This window comes from Vibrio aestuarianus, from assembly GCF_012395185.1.
GTDB lineage: Bacteria > Pseudomonadota > Gammaproteobacteria > Enterobacterales > Vibrionaceae > Vibrio > Vibrio aestuarianus.
The window spans coordinates 109,064-133,783 of record NZ_JAAZTU010000003.1 but is presented as its reverse complement, the minus strand read 5'-3'; the positions used below and the strand labels follow the sequence as shown (position 1 = coordinate 133,783).

20 protein-coding genes are annotated in these 24,720 nt (G+C 43.4%); 2 read left to right on the top strand and 18 right to left on the bottom strand.

The window, feature by feature from the left end:
• Positions 1 to 6: 6 nt before the first annotated feature.
• From HGG78_RS02255 to tig, 11 genes are all read right to left on the bottom strand, one after another.
• Positions 7 to 282 (bottom strand): LapA family protein, encoded by a 276-nt coding sequence (locus tag HGG78_RS02255; RefSeq protein WP_053310121.1) that lies wholly within the window; start codon positions 280 to 282, stop codon positions 7 to 9.
• 143 nt (positions 283 to 425) lie between these two features.
• Positions 426 to 722, bottom strand: a complete 297-nt coding sequence (ihfB, locus tag HGG78_RS02250) for an integration host factor subunit beta (protein ID WP_168522718.1) — start codon at positions 720 to 722, stop codon at positions 426 to 428.
• 68 nt (positions 723 to 790) lie between these two features.
• Entirely contained in the window at positions 791 to 2,461 is a 1,671-nt protein-coding gene (rpsA, locus tag HGG78_RS02245; RefSeq protein WP_053310123.1) for a 30S ribosomal protein S1, read from the bottom strand.
• A gap of 103 nt (positions 2,462 to 2,564) precedes the next feature.
• The gene (gene cmk / locus HGG78_RS02240; protein ID WP_053310124.1) at positions 2,565 to 3,245 is read right to left on the bottom strand and encodes a (d)CMP kinase; all 681 of its coding nucleotides are present in this window, start codon (positions 3,243 to 3,245) and stop codon (positions 2,565 to 2,567) included.
• A 173-nt stretch (positions 3,246 to 3,418) separates the two neighbouring features.
• Complete coding sequence (locus tag HGG78_RS02235) at positions 3,419 to 3,712, bottom strand: ComEA family DNA-binding protein (protein ID WP_168522722.1); 294 nt, start codon at positions 3,710 to 3,712, stop codon at positions 3,419 to 3,421.
• Positions 3,713 to 3,851: 139 nt separating this feature from the next.
• Positions 3,852 to 5,711 carry a peptidylprolyl isomerase gene (gene ppiD, locus HGG78_RS02230; protein ID WP_168522724.1) on the bottom strand — a complete coding sequence of 620 codons (1,860 nt, stop codon included), beginning with the start codon at positions 5,709 to 5,711 and terminating at the stop codon, positions 3,852 to 3,854.
• Positions 5,712 to 5,869: 158 nt separating this feature from the next.
• Complete coding sequence (locus HGG78_RS02225) at positions 5,870 to 6,142, bottom strand: HU family DNA-binding protein (protein ID WP_053310127.1); 273 nt, start codon at positions 6,140 to 6,142, stop codon at positions 5,870 to 5,872.
• A 196-nt stretch (positions 6,143 to 6,338) separates the two neighbouring features.
• Positions 6,339 to 8,690, bottom strand: coding sequence for an endopeptidase La (gene lon, locus HGG78_RS02220; RefSeq protein ID WP_053310128.1), 2,352 nt, complete (start codon positions 8,688 to 8,690; stop codon positions 6,339 to 6,341).
• A 120-nt stretch (positions 8,691 to 8,810) separates the two neighbouring features.
• Positions 8,811 to 10,091 (bottom strand): ATP-dependent protease ATP-binding subunit ClpX, encoded by a 1,281-nt coding sequence (clpX, locus tag HGG78_RS02215; protein ID WP_053310129.1) that lies wholly within the window; start codon positions 10,089 to 10,091, stop codon positions 8,811 to 8,813.
• 82 nt (positions 10,092 to 10,173) lie between these two features.
• Positions 10,174 to 10,800, bottom strand: a complete 627-nt coding sequence (gene clpP / locus HGG78_RS02210) for an ATP-dependent Clp endopeptidase proteolytic subunit ClpP (RefSeq protein WP_053310130.1) — start codon at positions 10,798 to 10,800, stop codon at positions 10,174 to 10,176.
• Positions 10,801 to 10,905: 105 nt separating this feature from the next.
• Positions 10,906 to 12,207: a trigger factor gene (gene tig, locus HGG78_RS02205; protein ID WP_053310131.1), complete on the bottom strand. Its 1,302-nt coding sequence runs from the start codon at positions 12,205 to 12,207 to the stop codon at positions 10,906 to 10,908.
• 552 nt (positions 12,208 to 12,759) lie between these two features.
• On the opposite strand from tig, the gene HGG78_RS02200 reads away from it, so the two are divergent.
• Positions 12,760 to 14,547 (top strand): sensor histidine kinase, encoded by a 1,788-nt coding sequence (locus HGG78_RS02200; RefSeq protein WP_172531957.1) that lies wholly within the window; start codon positions 12,760 to 12,762, stop codon positions 14,545 to 14,547.
• 15 nt (positions 14,548 to 14,562) lie between these two features.
• On the top strand, positions 14,563 to 15,903 hold the full coding sequence (locus HGG78_RS02195; protein WP_053310133.1) for a sigma-54-dependent transcriptional regulator: 1,341 nt from the start codon (positions 14,563 to 14,565) through the stop codon (positions 15,901 to 15,903).
• A 37-nt stretch (positions 15,904 to 15,940) separates the two neighbouring features.
• Here the strand turns inward: HGG78_RS02195 and HGG78_RS02190 are convergent, their stop codons facing one another.
• The 7 genes from HGG78_RS02190 to HGG78_RS02160 form a co-directional block, all read right to left on the bottom strand.
• Positions 15,941 to 17,302, bottom strand: a complete 1,362-nt coding sequence (locus HGG78_RS02190) for a TRAP transporter large permease (protein ID WP_053310134.1) — start codon at positions 17,300 to 17,302, stop codon at positions 15,941 to 15,943.
• A 3-nt stretch (positions 17,303 to 17,305) separates the two neighbouring features.
• Positions 17,306 to 17,992 carry a TRAP transporter small permease gene (locus HGG78_RS02185; protein WP_168522730.1) on the bottom strand — a complete coding sequence of 229 codons (687 nt, stop codon included), beginning with the start codon at positions 17,990 to 17,992 and terminating at the stop codon, positions 17,306 to 17,308.
• A gap of 132 nt (positions 17,993 to 18,124) precedes the next feature.
• Complete coding sequence (locus HGG78_RS02180) at positions 18,125 to 19,120, bottom strand: TRAP transporter substrate-binding protein (protein WP_172531956.1); 996 nt, start codon at positions 19,118 to 19,120, stop codon at positions 18,125 to 18,127.
• A gap of 270 nt (positions 19,121 to 19,390) precedes the next feature.
• Positions 19,391 to 20,653: an ABC transporter substrate-binding protein gene (locus tag HGG78_RS02175; RefSeq protein ID WP_172531955.1), complete on the bottom strand. Its 1,263-nt coding sequence runs from the start codon at positions 20,651 to 20,653 to the stop codon at positions 19,391 to 19,393.
• A gap of 53 nt (positions 20,654 to 20,706) precedes the next feature.
• Positions 20,707 to 22,161 carry an ATP-binding protein gene (locus HGG78_RS02170; protein WP_053310137.1) on the bottom strand — a complete coding sequence of 485 codons (1,455 nt, stop codon included), beginning with the start codon at positions 22,159 to 22,161 and terminating at the stop codon, positions 20,707 to 20,709.
• A gap of 3 nt (positions 22,162 to 22,164) precedes the next feature.
• Entirely contained in the window at positions 22,165 to 22,896 is a 732-nt protein-coding gene (locus HGG78_RS02165; RefSeq protein WP_171980320.1) for a response regulator, read from the bottom strand.
• Between the two features lie 135 nt (positions 22,897 to 23,031).
• Positions 23,032 to 24,501: a protein adenylyltransferase SelO gene (locus HGG78_RS02160; protein ID WP_172531954.1), complete on the bottom strand. Its 1,470-nt coding sequence runs from the start codon at positions 24,499 to 24,501 to the stop codon at positions 23,032 to 23,034.
• Positions 24,502 to 24,720: the final 219 nt, after the last annotated feature.

Below are 24,720 nucleotides of genomic sequence, written 5' to 3'. Positions count from 1 at the left end.
TCCATTCTAAGCTTTACTTGTAACGGCATTTTTTTCAGCCGTCTGTTTCTTCAACTGCTTATTTAGCTTTCGCAGCTGTAACTGAGATTTAAAATAAAAGCTACTGCCAATTAACCAAGCTAAAGCAAAACCTGAGACAAACACTACACCAAGTAAAGTAGATAGGTGGAATTCACCTTGAGCGAGTAAGTAATTAAAAGTCACAACCACTTGATTTTGTGCACCTAATGCTAAAGCAATCAAAAAAAGCGCAACAATGAGAACGATTTTTATAATTTTCATAAGCCATTACCTATCCAGTATTGATCTGGTCTGATTATGCAGGAAAATGACTTCACAAACCACGTCTATCTATAGATAGATATCATAAAAAAGCGGCATACCAACTGTATGCCGCTTCTCAAAATAGGTTCTAAATAACAAATTTAGAGGCTCTCATTAACTCGCTCACGCAACTCTTTGCCTGGTTTAAAATGAGGTACGAACTTTCCGTCTAATACCACTTTATCACCAGTTTTAGGGTTACGTCCCACCCGAGGCTCACGATAGTGCAAAGAGAAACTACCAAATCCGCGAATTTCAATTCGCTCTCCGCTCTCCAAAGTTGATGCCATGTGTTCAAGAATATCTTTCACTGCATCTTCAATTTCTTTAGCAGATAGGTGCGTTTGCTCAGCACAGAGTCTTTCTATCAATTCAGACTTAGTCATAGTTTCCCTCATTACTTGCTTATCAAAGTAGGCACTAACCGAAAAAAAAGGAGCCTTTCGGCTCCTTCTAGCGAGTTAGATTATTCGCCTTTAGCAGCCTTGAATGCATCTGCCATAGCATTACCGAACGCACCTTCATCAGTTTTGTTCAGAGTAGCCATTGCTTCTTGCTCATCAGCTTCATCTTTAGCTTTGATAGATAGGTTGATTACGCGGTTCTTACGGTCTACACCAGTAAATTTCGCTTCAACGCTATCACCAACGCTTAGGATTAGAGACGCATCTTCAATACGGTCACGCGATACTTCAGAAGCACGGATGTAACCTTCAACGCCGTCTACAAGTTCAATTGTAGCACCTTTCGCGTCAACTGCAGTAACAGTACCGTTAACTAGAGTACCTTTTTTGTTATCTGCAACGTATGCATTGAACGGGTCGTTTTCCATTTGCTTAACGCCAAGAGAAATACGCTCACGCTCTGCGTCTACTGCTAGAACAACTGCAGAGATTTCATCGCCTTTCTTGTAATCACGTACCGCTTCTTCTCCTGCAACGTTCCAAGAGATATCAGATAGGTGAACAAGACCGTCGATGCCGCCGTCTAGACCGATAAAGATACCGAAGTCAGTGATAGACTTGATCTTACCAGTAACTTTGTCGCCTTTAGCTTGTGCTTCAGCGAATGACTGCCATGGGTTAGCTTTACACTGTTTCAGACCTAGAGAGATACGACGACGCTCTTCGTCGATATCAAGAACCATAACCTCAACTTCGTCGCCAACATTAACAACTTTAGATGGGTGGATGTTCTTGTTAGTCCAATCCATTTCAGAAACGTGTACTAGACCTTCAACGCCTTCTTCGATTTCAACGAAGCAGCCGTAGTCAGTTAGGTTCGTTACACGACCAGATAGTTTGTGACCTTCTGGGTAACGCTTAGCGATTGCTACCCATGGATCTTCGCCTAGTTGCTTAAGACCTAGTGATACGCGAGTACGCTCACGATCGAACTTAAGAACTTTAACTAGGATTTCGTCACCAACGTTAACGATTTCTGATGGGTGCTTAACGCGTTTCCATGCCATATCAGTGATATGTAGAAGACCGTCAACACCACCAAGATCAACGAATGCACCGTAGTCAGTAAGGTTCTTAACGATACCTTTAACTTCAGTTCCTTCTTGTAGAGTTTCAAGAAGTTCGTCACGCTCAACGCTGCTTTCTGATTCGATAACAGCACGACGAGAAACAACAACGTTGTTACGCTTCTGGTCTAGCTTGATAACTTTGAACTCTAGCTCTTTGTTTTCTAGGTGAGCAGTGTCACGGATAGGACGTACGTCTACTAGAGAGCCTGGAAGGAAAGCACGGATACCGTTTAGTTCAACAGTGAAACCGCCTTTAACTTTACCGTTGATGATACCAACAACAGTTTCAGCTTCTTCGTAAGCTTTCTCAAGAACGATCCAAGCTTCGTGACGCTTAGCTTTCTCACGAGAAAGTTGAGTTTCACCGAAACCATCTTCAACAGCGTCAAGAGCTACGTCTACTTCAGAACCAACTTCAACTTCAAGTTCGCCAGCAGCGTTCTTGAATTGTTCAGCAGGGATAGCAGACTCAGACTTAAGACCAGCATCTACAAGAACGAAACCGTTCTCGATAGCTACTACAGTACCTTTAACGATAGTACCTTGTTGAAATTCAGTTTCGTTTAAAAACTCTTCAAAGAGTTGAGCAAAAGATTCAGTCATTTATTTAATCTTCAATAATTAAACTTCCATGGGTATCCTACCGCATGGGGTTATTAAATTCGCCAGTCATCATCCTTGCGACCAACGCTCTTACCTAACAGAACTATTCTGCTAGCTTAGATTCGGTATATTGTAATGCTTTTTCTACAACTTCGTCGATAGACATTGAAGTTGAATCAAGCAATAGCGCATCCTCAGCAGGTCGTAATGGAGCCACTGGGCGGTTACGATCTCGATCGTCACGCTCTTGGATTTCGCTTAAAAGGGCGTCAAATTTAACATCTAGGCCCTTGAGTTGCAACTGCTTAAAGCGGCGCTGAGCACGCTCTTGCGCACTCGCGTCTAAGAATATCTTTACTTCAGCTTGTGGGAATACAACAGTCCCCATATCACGTCCGTCAGCAACTAGGCCTTGCTCTTTGGCAAAAGCACGCTGACGGCGCAGTAACGCTTCACGCACTCGAGGTAAAGCCGCTACTTTTGATGCTGCCATGCCGGTTTCTTCTTTGCGTAGTTCTTTAGATACGTCTTCACCTTCCAAGATAACTTTCACTAAGTCACCTTCCGCCAAAAACTGAACATCCAAATGCGTTGCTAAAGGCACGAGAGCATCTTCTGATTCTGTGTCAACTCCGTGGTGAATAGCGGCGAGTGCAAGCACACGGTATATTGCCCCAGAATCTAATAAATGAAAGCCTAATTTTTTAGCCAACAACATACAAAGTGTGCCTTTACCAGCACCACTTGGTCCATCAACGGTTATAACCGGTGTATGAGAGGACATGATTTACTCCAATTCGTTTTAGTGCGACACATTGCTCGCTTTTGTCGGCGACAAATTATAGTGCTTATCCAGTAAAGGTGCTAGGAAGGAATGTTGATGTGTCTGAAATAGTGCAATAAAAAGTAGTGAAGAGGAGCTCTTCATATAGCCCCTCATTATTAATTTATGCCAAACTATAATAAAATTCTGTCTTCATTTTTTTGAACGATGGCATTACCGATTCCTTTTACTTGACTCAGTTGTTCCTTCGTTTTAAACGCTCCATTTTGCTCTCGATAGTCGACTATCGCTTGTGCTTTTTTTAAACCAACACCTTTTAATAAATCAGCGAGCTCTTGGGCGGATGCTTGGTTTATATTGACGGTAATTTCTATACCTTGATAAGTGTCTGCAACTTCTTCGGATGCAAAGGTAGGTGTAAGTGGCAGTAATAAGCTTAAAACGAGTAACCATAGTTTCGATTTCATCTGAGTATCTCCTTGTTGTCAGTTCAGTCACCTCTATACTAACGACTTAAAAAACACATTCAGATGCATAAAGCCAAAAATTAAAATGGGCTACATCTGCAGCCCATTTTGAGTTTCATATCAGTTACATTGCTAGTAACTATTGGCTCACAACATAGTACTCAATATCCGTATTCTTACGTAAGATACTTAGCATTCCCGCAAGGTCTTGTTGGCTACCCATTCGTTCTAGCTGAGCACCAATTTGATCGTTGTACTCTGGTGTAACTTTTGACTCAACTTTATCAAGCTCAATAATGACGACATCACCATTTGCCGCTTTTGCTTGCCCGTAAATCACGCTATCCGTTACTGGTTTAGGTAATGAGAAAACGGTATTAGCAAGTGGTGAACTGCGATCAATCATTTCTGCCTCACCAAATTCCAGAGCGTTCTGTTCGAGCAGAGATCGATCTCCATTTTGTAGTGAAGCGACGAGTTTTTCGCCCAACTCCGTTGCCTGTTGCTCACCTTTCACTTTTGAAAGTTGAGTAACCACTTGTTCTTTAACCTCAGATAACGGCAGTACCATTTGCTCACGAGCATCGTTAACACGAACCACAATAACGTGCTCAGGCGCAACTTCTATCACCTCAGAATTTAGGCCATCCTCTTTTACTTCTGGGCTCAAAATCGCTTGTAGCACCGCTGGTGTCAACAACAATTCTGGCGCATCTTGTTGTGAAATAAAGTCAGTAGTTTGGATGGTTGCAGAAATCGCTTTAGCGGCATCATCTAAAGAATCTGGAAATTCAAACGCTACTTTTTCTAATTCACTTTGGAGTTCATAGAATTTATCGACCGCTTTTTGATCTTTTAGCTCTGTTTTAATTTCAGAAGCAACTTGCTCATAAGGTTGGGCAACCGAGTCTTTCACTTCATCTAAACGAATGATGTGGTAACCAAATTCAGATTTAACTAAACCTGTTACATCTCCGACATTTTGAAGTGCGAACGCTGCTTCTTCAAAAGCAGGATCCATCACATCACGTTCAATCCAGCCTAGGGATCCCCCCTCTTCTGCGCTACCAATATCTTCAGATTTCTCTTTTGCTAACGTCGCAAAATCCGCACCTGCATTGAGTTCATCAAGTATTGCTTGCGCTTTGGCTTCATCGTCACCTTGTACCAGAATATGACTCACTTTACGTTGAGCTTGTGTTGAGTATTTATCCAGATGCTCTTGGTAATACTTTTTCGCTTGCTCTTCAGAAACGGCCATTTGCTCTTTCAACTGTTCAGCCGAAAGTTCTATATACGCGACTTTTACTTGCTCAGGTCGAGTGTAACGATCTGGATTCTGTTGGTAATATTGTTCAATGTCTTCTTCTGTTAATTCTACTCCTTTAGCAAACTCATCAAGAGATAGCGTTAACGAACGAATATTACGTGTTTGAGAGATAAGTTGACTTTGCTCATCAATTTCACCAGGAAGAATAAACTCACTGCCTTGAATGGCGCTCAATAGTTGGTTACGAACCAAGTCACGACGTAGATATTCAGCAAAACTTTCTGGTGAAAAACCGGCACGACGAAGCGCTGCTTGGTAGATTTCTTGATCAAATTTTCCGTCAACTTGAAACTGAGGCATATCAATAATCATTTGACGAACCTGAGCATCGCTGACTCGTAAACCTAACGACTGAGCATGCTGCTCAAGTAGTAGGTCGTTGATCATACGGTCAAGTACAGATTTACGGAAAGACTCTACATAGCTTGGATCAGCCAACAAATTAGCAAAGTAGTCACCTAATTGGGACTGCATGCGATTGCGCTCATTTTGATATGCTTGCTCAAAGTCTCCACGACCAATCTCAGTATTGCCAACTTTTGCTGCAGCATTGTTGCTACCACTGACGAGGTAACTACCTACACCTGCGAAGATGAATGATAAAATAATCATTCCTAAAATAATTTTCACCGCGATGCTGTTCACGCCTTCGCGTAATCGATCCATCATAATCTAACTGCTCTCCGGATAAGAAGTTTCACACTTCAGCCTAAAAATTTGAATAGCGCGATAATATCAGAAAAAGAAATGCGCATCAGTAGGATGCGCATAATTTCAAAAGGTTCGAATTAATTTTGCCTACCAGTGGCAAAAAAAGACGATTTTGATTAGTTACAAGCGTCTTTAAGAGCTTTACCTGCTTTGAATGCAGGAACTTTTGCTTCAGCAATTTGAATTTCTTCACCCGTTTTTGGGTTACGACCTGTGCGAGCGGCACGAGTACGAACACTAAATGTACCAAAGCCAACAAGAGCAACTTGGTCACCAGACTGAAGAGTACCGCTTACCGCTTCGATAAATGCATCAAGAGCACGACCTGCAGATGCTTTAGAGATGTCAGCGTTATCTGCGATTTTTTCTACTAATTGTGTTTTATTCACTGTGTTTCCCCTTAGTGTCACCAGTTATAATTTTTTAATGGTGACTTTTCCGTTCCATTAAGTTCCTAAACTAGCTTGAAGCCTTATCGTGTCTGGGCTGCAAGCTATAGTGGGTTACGTTAGCGCCCAAAAAAAACGCTGACAAGCCTTTTTAAGCCTATCAGCGCAATCTTTTACTTATTTTTGCTACACATCACTATTTTTTAGCGTCAAACTCAACCCCTGATGGGTCTCGCTCCAGTGCAACCTTTAAAACCTCATCAATCCATTGAACTGGAATGACTTTTAGATCGGCAATAACGTTGTCAGGAATCTCTTCCAAATCACGCTCGTTATCTTTCGGGATCAGTACCGTGGTAATACCACCGCGATGCGCTGCCAACAGTTTTTCTTTCAAACCACCAATCGGAAGCACTTCACCACGCAAGGTTATTTCCCCTGTCATCGCCACTTCAGCTTTAACTGGGTTCCCCGTGAGGCTTGAAACAAGCGCAGTACACATAGCGATACCAGCACTTGGACCATCTTTCGGTGTCGCACCTTCTGGCACGTGAACGTGAATATCACGTTTTTCGTAAAAATCTGGGTTAATCCCTAATTTCTCAGCACGAGCTCGAACCACAGTCATCGCTGCTTGAATCGACTCTTGCATCACATCACCCAAAGAACCAGTTTGGGTGAGTTTACCCTTACCTGGCATGGATTCAGTTTCAATCGTTAAGAGGTCACCACCCACTTCAGTCCACGCAAGACCTGTTACTTGACCAATACGATTGCTGTCATCAGCTTTACCGAAGTCACAACGTTGTACACCAAGGAACTCTTTCAAATTCTCTTGATTTACTACAACGGTTTTTATCTCTTTATTCAACAAGATATTTTTAACAGCTTTACGACAGATTTTTGAAATCTCACGCTCTAAACTACGCACGCCAGCTTCGCGAGTATAGTAACGGATGATGCCAATGATTGCAGAATCTTCAATGACGATCTCATGCGCTTTTAAGCCATTGCGTTCTATCTGTTTGGTAACCAGGTGACGCTTAGCAATGTTCAGTTTTTCGTCTTCGGTATAACCAGAAAGACGGATCACTTCCATACGGTCAAGAAGTGGTCCAGGAATGTTCATTGAGTTTGACGTGGCAACAAACATAACGTCCGAGAGATCATAATCGACTTCAAGGTAATGATCGTTAAAGGTGCTATTTTGTTCCGGATCAAGCACTTCAAGTAATGCAGATGAAGGATCACCACGCATATCTGAAGACATTTTGTCAATTTCATCCAATAGGAATAGCGGGTTCTTAACACCAACTTTTGCCATTTTTTGGATCAATTTACCTGGTAGTGAACCAATGTAAGTTCGGCGATGGCCTCGAATTTCAGCTTCATCACGAACACCACCCAGAGCCATACGCGTGTACTTACGCCCAGTGGCAGCAGCAATAGAACGACCCAATGAGGTTTTACCGACACCAGGAGGCCCAACAAGGCAAAGGATTGGACCTTTTAACTTGTTGATACGACTTTGCACCGCAAGATACTCTAAAATACGCTCTTTCACTCGTTCTAGACCGTAGTGATCAGAATTGAGGATCTCTTCTGCTTTCGTTAAGTCCTTCTTAACTTTAGAGCGTTTTGTCCACGGGACATTAACCATCCAGTCGATATAGCTACGTACCACTGTCGCTTCAGCAGACATTGGAGACATCATTTTCAATTTCTGAAGCTCTTGCTCTGTCTTCTCGCGCGCTTCTTGCGGCATTTTTGATTCATCAATTTTCTTTTTCAGCGTTTCAAATTCGTCAGGTGCATCATCCATATCACCCAATTCTTTTTGAATCGCTTTCATTTGCTCATTGAGATAATACTCACGCTGAGACTTTTCCATCTGTTTTTTAACGCGGCCACGAATTCGTTTTTCAACCTGTAGTAGGTCAATTTCCGACTCCATCTGCCCCATTAGGAATTCCAGACGCTCGCTGATATCAATAATTTCTAAGACTTTTTGTTTATCAACCAGCTTTAACGGCATGTGCGCAGCAATGGTGTCAGCAAGACGAGCTGCTTCATCAATACCATTCAATGAGGTAAGTACTTCTGGTGGAATTTTCTTATTTAGTTTAATAAAACCATCGAACTGGTTAATAGCACTACGTACTATGACTTCCTGCTCTCTTTCGTCCAGCTCAGGAGTAATAAGATACTGTGCTTCAGCTGAGAAAAAATCACCTTCAACAAAGCGGTCTATTTTCGCTCGTTGCTGACCTTCCACCAATACTTTGACAGTGCCGTCAGGTAGTTTGAGGAGCTGTAAAATGGTAGCAACAGTTCCAACGTCAAATAGATCTTCTATCGTTGGTTCATCAGTTTCTGCTTTTTTCTGTGCCACTAATAGAACTTGTTTGTTGTTGTCCATTGCCGCTTCAAGGCATTGGATAGATTTTTCTCTACCAACAAACAAAGGAATAACCATATGAGGATAAACCACCACATCACGTAGAGGCAGTACGGGGATTTCGATACGCTCGGAACGCTCCAAGTTCATATTATTCTCTCTTCCGCTTTAACTTATTACCGAGTATATGGGGGCTAACTAACTGGATTCAATAACAGAATAAAAAAAAGGAGGTATTTGCTACCTCCTTTAAATATTTATCTCTGTGTTTTACTCTGCGCCTGCAGCTTGGCTCTCATTTGCGCTGTAAATTAGCAGCGGTTCAGATTCACCATTGATTACAGATTCATCGATTACCACTTTACTAACATCCGATACAGATGGAAGCTCATACATGGTATCGAGCAAGACACCTTCTAAAATTGAACGTAAACCACGCGCACCAGTCTTGCGATTCATTGCTTTTTTCGCAATCGCTCGCAATGCATCTTCACGGAATTCAAGTTCGACATTCTCTAACTCGAATAGTGCAGCGTATTGCTTAGTCAGTGCGTTTTTAGGCTCGCACAAGATTTGAATCAGCGCTTCTTCATCAAGTTCAGTCAGTGTAGCCGTAACAGGAAGACGGCCAATGAATTCAGGGATTAACCCGTATTTCACCAAATCTTCTGGCTCAACTTGAGTGAACAGCTCGCCAATGGTCTTAGTTTCATCTTTGGAACGAACTTCCGCTCCAAAGCCAATACCTGAACCTTTAGCAACGCGTTGATCAATGACTTTATCTAAACCAGCAAATGCACCACCACAGATAAATAGAATCTTAGATGTGTCTACTTGCAGAAATTCTTGCTGCGGATGCTTACGTCCACCTTGTGGTGGTACAGAAGCAACAGTACCTTCAACCAATTTCAATAGCGCTTGCTGAACCCCTTCACCCGATACATCTCGTGTAATCGATGGGTTTTCAGCTTTACGAGAAATCTTATCGATTTCATCGATGTACACAATACCGCGTTCGGCTTTAGCAACATCGTAATCACACTTCTGAAGTAGTTTTTGGATGATGTTTTCGACATCTTCCCCTACATAACCCGCTTCTGTTAGTGTGGTTGCATCTGCCATCGTGAACGGTACATCTAGGAAACGAGCCAGTGTTTCTGCCAGTAGTGTTTTACCACTACCCGTTGGGCCAATAAGCAAAATATTACTCTTGCCAAGCTCAACCCCTTCACTTGTCGTATCACCGTTACGTAAACGCTTGTAGTGGTTATATACTGCAACTGCAAGCACTTTTTTCGCGTGTTCTTGGCCAATCACATAGTCATCAAGATGTTCACGAATCTTACGTGGCGTAGGTAACGCCTCAGATTCCTTTTTAGGCAGAACATCTTTAATCTCTTCACGGATGATGTCGTTGCATAAATCAACGCATTCATCACAGACGTAAACAGAAGGACCGGCGATCAGCTTGCGAACTTCGTGCTGGCTTTTACCACAGAAAGAGCAGTACAACAGCTTGCTACTACCGCTCTCTTTGCTTTTGTCTGTCATTCGCTAACCTCTTAGCCTTTACTCTTAATGGTTTGAGTGTAACTCAAATTAAGCCAAAATGCGTAAACAATTATGAGAACTGTTACTCGCCACGTTTGCTTAAAATGGAATCAACTAAACCGTATTTAACCGCTTGGTCTGCTGACATAAAGTTATCACGGTCAGTATCACGTTCAATCACTTCTAGTGGTTGACCTGTGTGCTCAGCCAATAGTTTGTTGAGTTTTTGTTTGATGGTCAAAATTTCTTGAGCGTGGATCTGAATATCAGAGGCTTGACCTTGGAAACCACCCAACGGTTGGTGGATCATCACACGTGAATTAGGTAACACAAAACGTTTACCTGGTGCGCCACCCGCCAATAGAAATGCCCCCATAGAACAAGCTTGACCCATACATACCGTACTCACATTAGGCTTAATGAACTGCATGGTGTCATAAATTGACATCCCTGCGGTTACGCTACCACCTGGGGAGTTAATGTATAAGAAAATATCTTTATCAGGGTTTTCTGATTCTAAAAACAGCAATTGTGCAACGACAAGATTTGCCATTTGGTCTTCAACTTGACCTGTCAAGAAAATCACTCGTTCTTTAAGCAAGCGGGAATAAATATCGTATGAGCGCTCACCACGGGAAGTCTGCTCAACCACCATGGGTACTAGCGCGTCAATAATTGGCGACATTGCGTTTTTTTCTTGGTAGCTCATATTGTTATGTCCCTAAAATAAATGGCCCGGATGATGGGTATCACGCGGACCATTGTTAGCAGAATAGTTAACGTTAAGTCAACCACCTACGCTACATATTGCTTATTAAGCAGGTTGTTGGTTCATTAGCTCGTTGAAGCTAACGGCTTTCTCAGAAACCTGTGCTTTAGCGATGATCGCGTCGATTGCTTGCTCTTCAAGAGCAACATTGCGCATATTGTTCATCATTTGCTCGTTTTGAGCATAGTAAGCCATTACTTCAGCAGGATCTTCGTAAGCAGTCGCCATCTCTTCGATTAGCGCTTTTACTTTCTCATCATCTGCTTTTAGCTCTTCAGTTTTGATCACTTCGCCAAGAAGAAGACCAACAACTACACGACGTTTAGCTTGCTCTTCGAACAATTCACGTGGAAGTTGCGCTGCCGCTTCAGGGTTGCCACCAAAACGTTGTGCAGCTTGTTGGCGTAGCACACCGATTTCTTGGTCAATAAGTGCAGAAGGAACGTCAATGTCGTTCTCTTTCACTAGGCCTTCGATCGCTTGCTCTTTGATGCGGTTCTTAACAGCTTGCTTAAGCTCACGCTCCATGTTTTTGCGAACTTCAGCTTTAAGCGCTTCAACACCGCCTTCAACAACACCGAATTTAGCAACAAACTCATCGCTTAATTCTGGTAGCTCACGAGTTTCTACTTTGTTGATCTTGATTGCGAATTTCGCTGCTTTACCTTTTAGGTTTTCAGCGTGGTAATCTTCTGGGAAGTTTACGTCGATTTCGAATTCCATGCCTTTAGTTTTGCCAACGATACCGTCTTCAAAACCAGGAATCATGCGACCTGCACCCATTTCTAGTGGGAAGTTTTCAGCTTTACCGCCTTCAAATTCAACACCGTCGATTGAACCAACGAAATCGATAGTTGCGCGAGAACCGTCTTCAACTGCTGCATCAACTTCAACCCACGTAGCTTGTTGCTTACGTAGCGTTTCTAGCATTTCAACAACATCTTCTTCTTTAACTTCAACCGCTGGTTTTTCAACAGTGATGCTTTCTAGACCTTTCAACTCAACTTCTGGGTAAACTTCAAAAGTTGCAGTGAAAACAAGATCTTGACCTTCTTCAGTAGCAACTGGAGCAAAAGTCGGAGCACCTGCTGGGTTGATCTTTTCTTTTACGATTGCTTCGATGAAGTGACGTTGCATTACTTCGCCCATCACGTCTTGACGTACCGCTTTACCGTACATTTGAGCAACCATTTTCATTGGAACTTTGCCTTTACGGAAACCATCGAAACGACGATTTTTCGCGATGTTGCGTAGTTCAGCTGTAACTGCATCTTCAATGTTAGCAGCAGGAACAGTAATATTCAGACGGCGCTCTAGGCCTTCTAGCGTTTCAACAGTAACTTGCATTATTTATAAACCTCAAAACTGGCTCAGTATTTCTGAGCATCATGAGCCGTAAGCTAGGCTATCGCCTGGTGCTTGGCTGCATCCTTGTGTTGTGTTCTATCCGAACACTTCAATTAAAATGAGCGTCGACATCTGAAGCGAAAACACCCAAACATCGGACTAATGAGCGATATCTTTACCAACCTAGGTCAAAAAGGTATCTCCGATTAGTCTCAGGACAGAAAATTTAGACGCGACATTCTACCGACCTGAACCAGTGCTGTCGAGCCAATCACCGCTTGGAGATGATTCAATGCCCTAAATTGCCTATCGAGTGCTAAAAATTCCATCAACATGGAAAAGCACAGTTTTGAAATGGGGACAATAAAGGCTTTTTCAAGGGAATCGAGGCTTTTTTTATCTCAGAAGTGTAAAAAGAGATCTTGCTCCTGTTTTGTGCCGCACTATTGAACTCTTTTTAAACAAAAAAACATCGAAAACCAGTAGACTTATCGTGTTCAGAAATGGATTTTCTTAATCACAACCGCAGCTGCAATAAAAGAGTAACCAAGGATGCTAGCGATTCGCCGTGTCAGTCTAATTTTTGTGATACTGTTCGTGTTGATAACAGCACTGGGTGCTCACCTTACCTGGCAATACAGTTATCAAAACTTATTAATTGAACATCAAGCTCAACTTGATCGTTTCTCTAGCCATATCACGGCTAAACTCGATAAATATGCGCACATACCAAGATTACTCTCTAAAGATAAGGAGCTAATCGATGCATTAAACAGCCCTAACAATAGTGCCCAGATAGAAATCACTAATCGCTACTTGGAGCAAGTCAATGAAGTCATTCAAGCGGCCGATACGTATCTTATCGATCAATATGGCAATACCATAGCTTCAAGTAACTGGAACCTTGATCGCTCTTTTATCGATCGCAATTTTGCTTGGCGGCCTTATTTTAAAGCGGCTATTACGGGCCAGGAGAGTCAATATTTTGCACTAGGCTCGACATCTGGCCAACGCGGTTACTATTATTCTTACCCTGTCATCTATGCGGCGGATGTGATAGGCGTAGTGGTGGTTAAAATGGATCTCTCGGCCATTGAAGAAAACTGGCAGAGCAAGCAAAGCTACTTTGTAGCAACCGACAGCAACAACATTATTTTTATGTCCAGTAAACCGCAATGGCTGTTTAAAAGCGTGGATACGTTGACCGATAGTCAACGATTATTAGTACAAAATAGTCGCCAGTACCTTGAAACTTCGATTCGTTCTCTCGGTTTAGTGGGTGACTTTACCGCTCCAGTTTCTGAATGGCAAAACCCACATCAAGGTTGGTTCAAAGGCGACTTCATTGTCTCTACACGTGCTTTGCCTAATGTTTCGCTCAATATCCGCGTGTTATCGCCGAAGATGAATATTTTTTGGGATAGCTTTGCCTTTGCCCTGATCTCTAGCATGGTATTTGCCATCATCTATTTAGCGCTCCTGCTCATCCATCACCGTCAACTCAAACAGCGCCAGATCGAACACTTGCAATCAGAAGCCAAGCAAAAACTCGAATTTTTAGTGATGGAAAGAACCTCAGAGCTGCACGCAGAAATTGCCGAACGAAGTAAGACTGAAGTAATGCTAAGACAAACTCAAGATGAATTGATCCAAGCCGCTAAGCTTGCGGTATTAGGAGAAATGTCCGCCAGCATTAGCCACGAACTCAATAATCCACTCGCCGCCATTCGAAGTTTTGCCGACAATGGACGCCGCTTTTTGGCAACGGGCAAGCCCGAAAGAACCGATGATAATCTTGCTCGCATTTCTGCGCTAACTGAACGCATGGCAAAAATCAGCGAACAGCTTAAATCGTTTGCGCGCAAAAGTGCAACGGATGAGAAAGTCATTGCACAATTATTACCGATTATTTTATCGACTAAAGAGTTGATGCAGCCTCAATTCAAGTCGCACTTAATTCAGTTTCATAGTGAATTACCCAACCAGCCCATTCTAGTCAGAGTAAACCCGATCCAATTAGAACAAGTATTGATTAACTTACTCACCAATGCCGTTCAAGCTGTTGATGAACAAAAAGAAAAGTGTGTTCACTTAACAACAGAAATCCATCAGGATTACGTTACTATTCATATTGATGATAACGGGCCAGGAATCTCACAAGAAAAAATTGACCACCTTTTTGAACCGTTTTTTACCACTAAAAAAAATGGACTGGGGCTTGGTCTTTCTATCTCACAGCAAATAATACAAAGTATGGATGGCAAGTTAAGCATGACGAAATCAACGCTTTCAGGGGCTCGCTTTTCCGTATCATTGCCACGAATCGCAGAACCACAATAATCACAAGGACACCATATGTGTGATGTGTTTTTTATTGACGATGAAGATGATATCCGTATCGCCATCGAGCAAAGTTTTGAATTAGCCGACATTAGTGCTCGCCTCTTTGCTAGCGCCGAAGAAGCCTTGCTTGCCGTGAAAAGCGATGGCCTGCCTCTTGTGGTCGTCACCGATATCTGTTTGCCAGGTCTCACGGGGCAAAACCTACTCAATTCTATTCGCCATCAAGACCCTGATATCCCTGTGATATTAATCACTGGCCACGGCGATATATCGATGGCCGTACAAGCGATGCACGATGGAGCCTACGACTTCATTGAAAAGCCTTTCGCCACTGAACGATTAATGGAAACCGTTCAACGAGCCATAGAAAAGCGCCAGCTAACACTTGAAAATCAACAGTTAAAACGCACTCTCAAAGCTAGCCAAACGTTGGGGCCTCGCATTATCGGTGCTGCTCATAGTATTGAGTCATTACGCGAGACGATTACGCACATTGCTGATACCAATGCAGACATTTTGCTGTTTGGCGAAACAGGGACTGGTAAGGAATTGGTTGCACGTTCCCTGCATGAGCAAAGTTCACGCCGCGAGCAAAATTTTGTTGCCATTAATTGTGGTGCCGTACCTGAAAATTTGATTGAAAGTGAGCTATACGGGCATGAAAAAGGCGCGTTTACTGGCGCAGATACAAAACGTATTGGTAAGTTTGAACACGCGCAAGGTGGAACACTTTTTTTAGACGAAATCGAATCCATGCCGATGCAAGCTCAAATTCGCCTACTTCGTGTATTGCAAGAAAGAGTCATCGAACGCGTTGGTTCCAATGAGCTGCTTCCTTTAGATATTCGCGTTATCGCTGCCACCAAAATCGACCTAAAACAGGCTGCTGAAGAAGGTACTTTTCGACAAGACCTCTATTACCGACTCAATATTGTTACGCTTGATATTCCACCGCTGCGCGATAGAAAAGAAGACATTCCAGCCTTATTTCACCATTTCCTTTTGGTGGCTGCTGCGCGTTATGGTAAGGCCGCCACCGCACTACCAAAATCAGACATGCAAACATTGATTAGCCATGACTGGCCAGGCAATGTGCGCGAACTGAGAAATGCCGCAGAGCGTTTTGTTCTACTCGGTAAACTCGTTCAATTGGGAACCACCCAACCAACCATCCAAACAACCAGTAACCTGACAGACTTAGTGGCTGAATTTGAAAAATCGACAATTGAACAAGCGTTAATTGAATGCGGTGGAAGTATAAAAGAGACGATGGAAACGTTGAATGTGGCGCGTAAAACCTTATATGACAAAATGCAGCGCTACGGGTTAGACAAAGACAATTATAAGATTTAATACCATAAAAATGCCCAGCGTCGCTGGGCATTGAATTTTATTTGGTAATGATTTCCGGCCCCATCAGCGTGGTCGGTAACCAGGTTGAGACCCATGGCACATAAGTAACGATAATTAGGAATAAGAACATAATAGCAACCCATGGTAATGCCGCTTTCACCACACTCATCATCGACATTTTGGCGACCCCTGCGGTGACAAATAGGTTTAAGCCCACAGGTGGCGTTATCATGCCGATTTCCATGTTAACCACCATAATGATACCGAGATGAATTGGGTCAATTCCCAACGCAATAGCAATAGGGAAGACCAGTGGAGCGACGATAATCAGCAAACCTGACGGCTCCATAAACTGACCACCTAACAACAGCAGTACGTTCACAACGATGAGGAAGGTAATTGGACCAAGCCCTGCCGACAACATCGATTCTGCGATAATTTGTGGGATGCGCTCTTCAGTTAATACATGTTTTAATATCAAGGCATTGGCAATGATAAACAGCAACATTATGGTCAGTTTACCTGCATCAAACAGGGTCGCCTTGGTGTCTTTATGAAAAAAGGCTTGTACCACTTTGACAACCGCAGGCTTAGTGTTTTCTTTATCTGCAAATGGGCCCATATCTTTGTAAATAAAGTTAGCGATCAAAAATGAATAAACCGCGGCAACGGCTGCCGCTTCTGTAGGTGTAAATATTCCGCCATAAATACCACCAAGAATAATGACCACAAGTAGCAGCCCCCAGCTAGCTTCTTTAGCAGCCGACATCGCTTCTTTCCAACCAACAAATGGCTGCTTGGGCAAATTTTTCACACGGGCAAAGATATAAATGGCAATAATTAACATCAGCCCGGCAAGCAACCCAGGGATCACTCCCCCTAAGAACATTCGCCCAACCGATACGTCCGTGGCCGCCGCATAAACAACCATAACGATCGACGGAGGGATCAAAATTCCGAGCGTCCCCGCATTACAAATAACACCAGCGGCAAACTCTTTGGTATACCCATTTTTCACCATACCAGCGATAACAATACTACCAATAGCGACCACCGTAGCAGGTGATGACCCAGACAACGCAGCGAACATCATACATGCCACAACAGAGGCAATCGCCAAACCACCGCGAAACCAACCTACCATCGCAATTGCAAAGCGGATAATGCGTTTTGCAACACCGCCTGTAGACATAAAACTGGAGGCTAAAATGAAAAATGGAATCGCCAGTAAGGTGTAGTGCCCTTCAAAGGCATTAAATAAGGTTTGAGCCACAGATGCTAACGACGTATCTGAGTGCCACAAAAGAAAAAGAATACTCGATAAGCCAAGTGAAATAGCAATGGGTACACCCACCAGCATAAAACCGATCACCATCACAAACAGTAGTAAAATTTCCATGAATTAGCGCTCCTTGCTGCTGTCGTTCGAGGCGGTAGGTTGACGAAATGGTTCGGCCATATCGTCAGCGGCTTGCGCCATTTCGGCTTTCAGCGCTTCTAAATCTTCTTCGGCTTCATGACCTGCAATCATACGGTCTAGCTTGCCTGTCACAATTTGGTAGGCAATTTGTAAAAAGCGGAATGTTAACAATGCCATTCCTATCGGCAATGCCATATAAGGAATGAAACGTGGTAGCTTTTCATAGCGTTCGCCTTCATTCATCAAATCTGCGAGAAATTGCAGCATCTCTGGCATCGGAATATCGTCTGTTTCATACCATGCGCGCTCTGTCGCAAAGGGATACCAATAGTTCCACGAACCAATGAGCAATAAGATAGAGAAGGCTAAACAACTGCCAACAGCAAGCAAAGCAAACACTTTACGCATACCGGCAGGAACCATGTTAATAATGACATCAACACCAATATGAAAATGCTTTTTCACACCGTAGGAAGCGCCCACTAACACCATCCAAGCAAACATGAATACTGTCAGTTCCAATGCCCATAAAATATTTTCGTTAAACACATAACGCAGCACAACGTTAACGAAAGTGAGTAAGGTCATACTGCCAAGGAAAAATGCAATCAGCATTTCCTCTATAGCATCCGTAAATTTGCCGACTTTAGAGAAAAAAGAGTGTTCCATTTGATACATCGCTCTAATAGTTATTATCGGAATAGACACAAAGCGCTGTACTACTTAACTTCCAAACCAGCGGTAGAGTTAGGTGCAGCGTATTGAGAAAGCCCCATCACTCCTGATGGGGCAAATGGTACGTTATTGGTTTGAAGCCAACGCAGCATCAATCAAATCAGTACCGATGTCTTTTTCAAACTTCTTCCATACGGGTTTAAGTGCAGTAACCCACTCTTGACGCTGTTCTGGGGTCAAGGTGCGAATAACGCCGCCCGCTTCTAATACATACTGTCTGTTTTGTTGCTCAACCCGATTTGATTCGGAATTACGCGTTTCCGTTACTTCTTTTAGAATGGTGGCAAACTGATCGCGAATATCCGTTGGTAGACCGTCCCACCATTTGGTTGAGGTCACGACCAAGTAATCCAAAATACCGTGGTTCGTCTCTGTGATACCATCTTGTACTTCGAAGAATTTCTTCCCATAAGTGTTAGACCAAGTATTTTCTTGGCCATCGATAACTTTGGTTTGTAAGCCACCATATACTTCAGCAAAAGACATTTTTTGCGGGTTCGCGCCAAGTTGTTCAAACTGAGCCACTAGCACATCAGAGGCTTGAACACGGAATTTCAACCCTTTGGCATCCCCAGGGACCAACAATGGCTTATTGGCTGACATCTGTTTCATGCCGTTATGCCAAAACTCTAGGCCTTTCACCCCACGACGTGCCATTGAGTTTTTCAGTTTTTCGCCGTCAGCAGAATTTTGGAAACGGTCAACGGCATCAACATCATCAAAAAGAAAAGGAAGGTCAAAAATGCGGAACTTTTTGGTGAACTTCTCAAATTTAGAAAGAGAAGGTGCAGCAAGCTGAACATCGCCATTGAGCAAAGCTTCTAACACTTTGTCATCATCATAGAGTGTCGAGTTTGGAAATACCTGCATACAGGCTTTGCCATTCATTTCCTTATTGACGCGCTCTTCAAGCAATGAAGCTGCGATACCTTTAGGGTGTTTATCGGTATTGGTTACATGGCTGAATTTAATCACCATTTCACCAGGGTCACAGTTTGCAGCGGCATTAAAACTCGTTACGGTAAGAATTGAGGCAGAAAGAAGGGTTAGAGGCTTTAACATTATTATTCTCCTTGAGTGAACATATCAGCCCCATCAATGGGTGCTGTATAGGCTATACAAGGCAATTACCAAGCCAACTTTGTACATTTATTTAACAAGCCTTTAACCACAAGGTTCTCCACGATTACGCGGTTTGTAAACAGACAAAGTCCTACAAAACTTATTGGTACAATGGGTGGGAAATGACACACATAAAACGGCATTTTGGGTGGAAAATGACACTAAGCAAGATGGTAAGCAAGTAAAGCATGAGGATATCAACCTCGAACGTTACATCGCCGCTTTTACTGCTTTGGCTAACTTACGCGCAGCCTGTTTAGGATCAGCATGGCTGTCGTTAAAGAAGTCAGTAACTACATCAAACATTGCACTTTGCACGTAGCTGGTCGTTGACATGCCGTGTGCCATGCTAGGTACTAACCCAGCGGATGCTGCCGTGTTTTTAAAGGCATTCATTGAATCTAAAGCGCATACATCAAACTTAGACATGTCTACGTCAACTCGCACAGGAATGGAGCCTTTTTTGAGATTAAATATCTCTTGGAACTGAGGAGCAAGAATCGTCGTTGCCAATGCTTGTTGCGCTTGCTTATTTTCGGTGTCGCTTAACTCATAAAAGGCAAAACTGTCGATATTATGAATGAACTGCCCTTCCGTACCGGGTGCTGCAACACAAAGGTAATCTTTACCTGCAACTTTACCGGCAGCGGTAAATTCACCTTTGGCCCAATCCCCCATGATCTGCATCGCAGCTTGACCACCTATCACCATCGATGTTGCTACGTTCCAGTCTCTACCGGGAGCATTAACGTCGATATAATCATGCATTTTTTGGAATTTGCTGAACACCTCGACCATTTTATCACTCGATAGCACATCCATATCCAGATTAACAAATGCCTGCTGGTAGCCTTTAGGACCCAATACGTCTAAAGCAATGACTTCAAACAAGGTTGCGTCTTGCCACGGTTGACCACCATGAGCAAGTGGAATAAAGCCTGCGGCCTTAAGTATATCGCCGACTGCAAAAAACTCATCCAAGCTAGTAGGTACTTTCAGACCGAATTTATCCAATAGTGCAAGGTTGACCCATAGCCAATTTACACGATGAATATTCACTGGGACAGCAACATACTGGCCATGCCATTTCATGATCTCGGATACTACGGGCGGAAGAACATCATCCCAATGGCCTTGTTTGGCAACATCATTCAAATTGGTCAGAAAACCAAGCCCTGCCCACTCTTGAATATCACGCCCTTTAATTTGCGCAGCAGAGGGTGGGTTACCCGAAACGGCGCGGGTTTTTAGCACGGTCATCGCGCTTTCTCCACCACCACCAGCCACCGCAAAATCCCTCCAACTGTGACCTTGCTCTTCTAGCATCTCTTTTAGTACATCAATCGACTCAACTTCTCCATTAGCAGTCCACCAGTGAAGAACTTCAACATCAGCGGCATCAGCCGATGCAGTGAACAGCAACGATAAAACCAAGAGTATTTTTTTGATAGATAACCTCGTGTTGGTACTCATATCGACGCCCATCGTTTGCTTTGCGCTAAAAAGAAATTGTCTGGCATCCTAGATCACACTTCAAGCATAGGCGGGATAAACACTTGCACTTCCAACCCACCGTGCGCTGGGTTGCGCAAAATAATATCACCACCGTGTCCATGTAAAATACTGCGGCAGATACCCAACCCTAAGCCGTGTCCTTGATCATCATCGGCCAAGCGAAAATAAGGTTCAAATACCGCCTCCAATTTATCAGCCGGAATACCCGGGCCTTTGTCTTGGATTGTCACTACCACCCATTCTGGTGTTTCTTCCAACTTAACCCACACCTGCTGACCATATTTAACACCGTTACCGATTAAATTGGTTAACACGCGCTTGATAGCCAGCGGCTTTGCGATAACAGGAGCGATCTCAATCGGAGAGAAGTGCACCACAGATTGAGATAAGTTATAGCCCTCAGCGATAGTGATAATCATCTCATTGAGATCAATGCTGGCATTATTCTCATGCAAATCGGTATCGCGTACGCACTGTAATGCCCCTTTGACCATCATCTCTAACTCGTCCAGATCACGGTTAAACTTCTCACGTTTTATATCGCTGTCGAGCAATTCAGCTCTTAGCCGTAAACGGGTGATGGGCGTTTTTAAATCATGAGAAATGGCAGAGAACAGATGCTCCCTATCAGCAATATAACGGCGAATACGTTGCTGCATTCGATTAAAGGCTTGCGTGGCCGTGATCAACTCCGTTGCGCCCTCTTCACGTAAAGGACGTTGGGCAATATCCATGCTCATTTCATTAGCGGCCTTAGCGAGATTTTTCAACGGCCTAACTTGGCGGCGCATTAATAAGTAAGTGAGTAGCAGCAATATGGTGGTGGAAAAGAACAAAAATAACATTTGCTCCTTACCTAAAATCGTATCGTCTAACTTCACGTACGGTGCGGGCAACAAGGCGGCAACGTAGATCCACTCATGGCTTGAAAGCTCAATTTGCACCACCAAAATAGGTGGATTAAGAGGTTCCAGTGTTAACGTATGGTATGCCCAGGACTTTGGTAAATCACTAAGTAAAATGTCATTTTTCAATAAACGTAGGTGCTCAGGCTTGGTAAATTCCACTTGAATGCTAGCGACATTGTTTAATTTTTGCATGAGAACCTCAGTGACAGCATCAACCGAAGCTCGCTTTAAGCGCGTCTCTTCAATCGGCTCCACCAACAACGCCTCTTTATTGAAAGAGACAAAAAATCGCGTGCCACCCATATTACGAATTTGGTCGAGTACGATATGACGGTATTTCACTGGCAGCGACTGAAAAAATGTCACTGTAGAAGCAAACATACCCGCCATACTAGATGATACCGAGTGTATTCCCTCGAGTTCTTTCTGTTTCGATTGGCTGTACCAAATGGCTGTGGCGATCCCTTGTGCAATCACCACCGCTAACAGCGTCAGTAGTAGTGTGCGAGAAACTAAAGAATTGGGTTTAAGTCGCGAAAATAAAGGCGTCAATGGCATCGTTTAACTACCATACGTGACCGGAACCGAGAGAATATAACCATTACCACGCATCGTTTTTATATAGTGAGGATATTTAGCGCTATCGCCTAGTCGTTGTCGCAAGCGACTCAGTTGAACGTCAATACCACGCTCATAAGGCAAAGCTTCGCGTCCACGCGTTGCGTGCGAAATAGTGTCACGATCCAGCACTTCATTAGGGTGGGTTAAAAAGAGCATCAATAAGGCAAAATCGCTGCCTGAAAGATCATGTCCTTCATCACGTTCAAGATGCATGATGCGATGCGACAAGGTATCAAGTTGCCAATCGCCAAAAGTAATCTGCTTGGTAGACGCACTATCGGTAGGCTTATCGTCAGAAACTTGCACTCGACGAAGCAGCGCTTTGATACGAGCCATCAACTGACGCGGACTAAAAGGTTTCGCGACATAATCATCAGCCCCAATCTCCAAACCAATGATTTGATCGGTTTCATCGGAAACCGCTGTTAGCATAATGATTGGCACATTTGAATTGCGACGAATTTTTTGACATAGCGTAAAACCGTCGTCACCCGGCATCATCACATCAAGCAGGATAAGATCTGGGTACGTGTTTTGCTCTAAATAAGACAGCAATGCCACACCATCAGCGAGCGTAATAATTTCATAGCCCGATTTGGTCAGATATTCGTCGAGTAGTTCACGAATTTCCTTATCATCATCTACTACAACAATGCGCGTTCTTGACTGCATACCCTTTTCCCGCCTTTAGCACAACTTTATTTTTTACCACTAATCGCCACAGTGTATCGATCGACCGTTTTTTTGATTATTGATATTTATGTAAAATTTGAATTCAAACTGGATGAAGATCACAAATTGGAATGGTTATGAGGAACAGCTGATCGTTAATTTTTTCCCCCATTGTGGTGGAAGTTGCGCATAGTGATCGTTTTCAGGTTGCTCATCAAAAGGGTGAGCCAGTAGTTGTGCCAAACGTTGCACTTCTTGATAATCACCCTGTTGCGCTTTATCGATAGCTTGCTGAGCAAGGTAATTACGTAAAACATACTTAGGGTTCACTTTTCGCATTGCTTCACAGCGCGCCTCAAGCGAGGTCAAATTTCCAAACCGATCCGTTTCTAAATGACAACGTTCTAGATAGTGATCGAGCCAAATTTTGGCCTCCCCCCTGTCAAGGAATAGATCAATAACCGCTTGAGATCCTTGAGTATCTAGGTTAGATAATTGCCTAAAAAATCGTGTGTAATCGGTATGGTTTTTAGTTAGCAGCTCGAACATATGCTCAAACAAAGCAGAATCGCCGGTTTGTTGTGTCAGTAAGCCAAGTTTATGGCGCATGTGCTGGCTAAAATAACGCCCAAGTTGTCTTTCAAACTGTGTAAGAGCGGCTTCAAGATCAGCACGCTCAACCAATGGAGAAAGCGCATGTGCTAACGCCGACAAATTCCACAAGGCAATTCTAGGCTGCTGATCAAACGCATAACGCCCCTGATAGTCAGAATGGTTACTAATAAAACTGGGCTCGTAATCATCTAAAAATGCAAAAGGGCCATAATCAAAAGTTTGACCAAGAATCGACATATTGTCGGTATTCATCACACCATGAGCAAAGCCGACCGCTTGCCAATCGGCAATCATCTTGGCTGTGCGCTCCACAATGCGGTTAAACATAACGGCATAAGGTTTTTCTTCAGCGAGGCAGTCTGGGTAGTGCCACTCGATCACTTTATCGGCGAGTAACTTTTGCTGCGTAAGTTGGTTGGTATAAAAGAAATGCTCAAAATGACCAAAGCGGATATGGCTTTGTGCCACTCTCACCAACAGAGCACCTTGTTCTTGTTGTTCTCTATAAACTGGCGTATCACTGCTCATCATAGCTAGTGCTCGGGTGGTGGCAATTCCTAAACCTGCCATTGCCTCACTACACAAATATTCACGAATGGTTGAACGCAGCACTGCTCGGCCATCGCCCATTCGAGAATAAGGTGTTAACCCTGCTCCTTTAAGATGGAGATCAAAGACCTCCCCTGAGTGACTTTCAATTTCAGCAAGCAGTAAACCGCGCCCGTCACCCAGTTCAGGGTTGTACACTCCAAACTGGTGGCCAGCATATTTCATGGCAAGCGGTTTAAATTGAGAAGGAAGTGCTTGACCCGATAAACTGACTAATAACTCATCGTTAGCCGACTCTGGTAAAGACAAAAACGAAGCTAGCTGTTTATTCCAAGCCACCCAACGCACATTTTTTAATGGCGTAGGATCAACCTTAGAATAAAAAGCGGTGGGTAACTGACCGTAACGATTGTGTAGCTTTACCTCATCCCAAATCGACATGCGAAGTCCTTTGTTTACAATGCTATGACACTCGCACGTTAACAAATACCCGACCAAGTTGCTAGGGTATATGAGTGTAACCCAACCCTAGTTGGCTCTATTTAGATAAAGGCAAATATACCCATAACGATAACGAACGAAAAAAGACTGGTTTTACCTATCACCCCGAGAAAAGCAGGTTGGATCATTTCTTGATGCTGCATGTTACCCTCACTAATT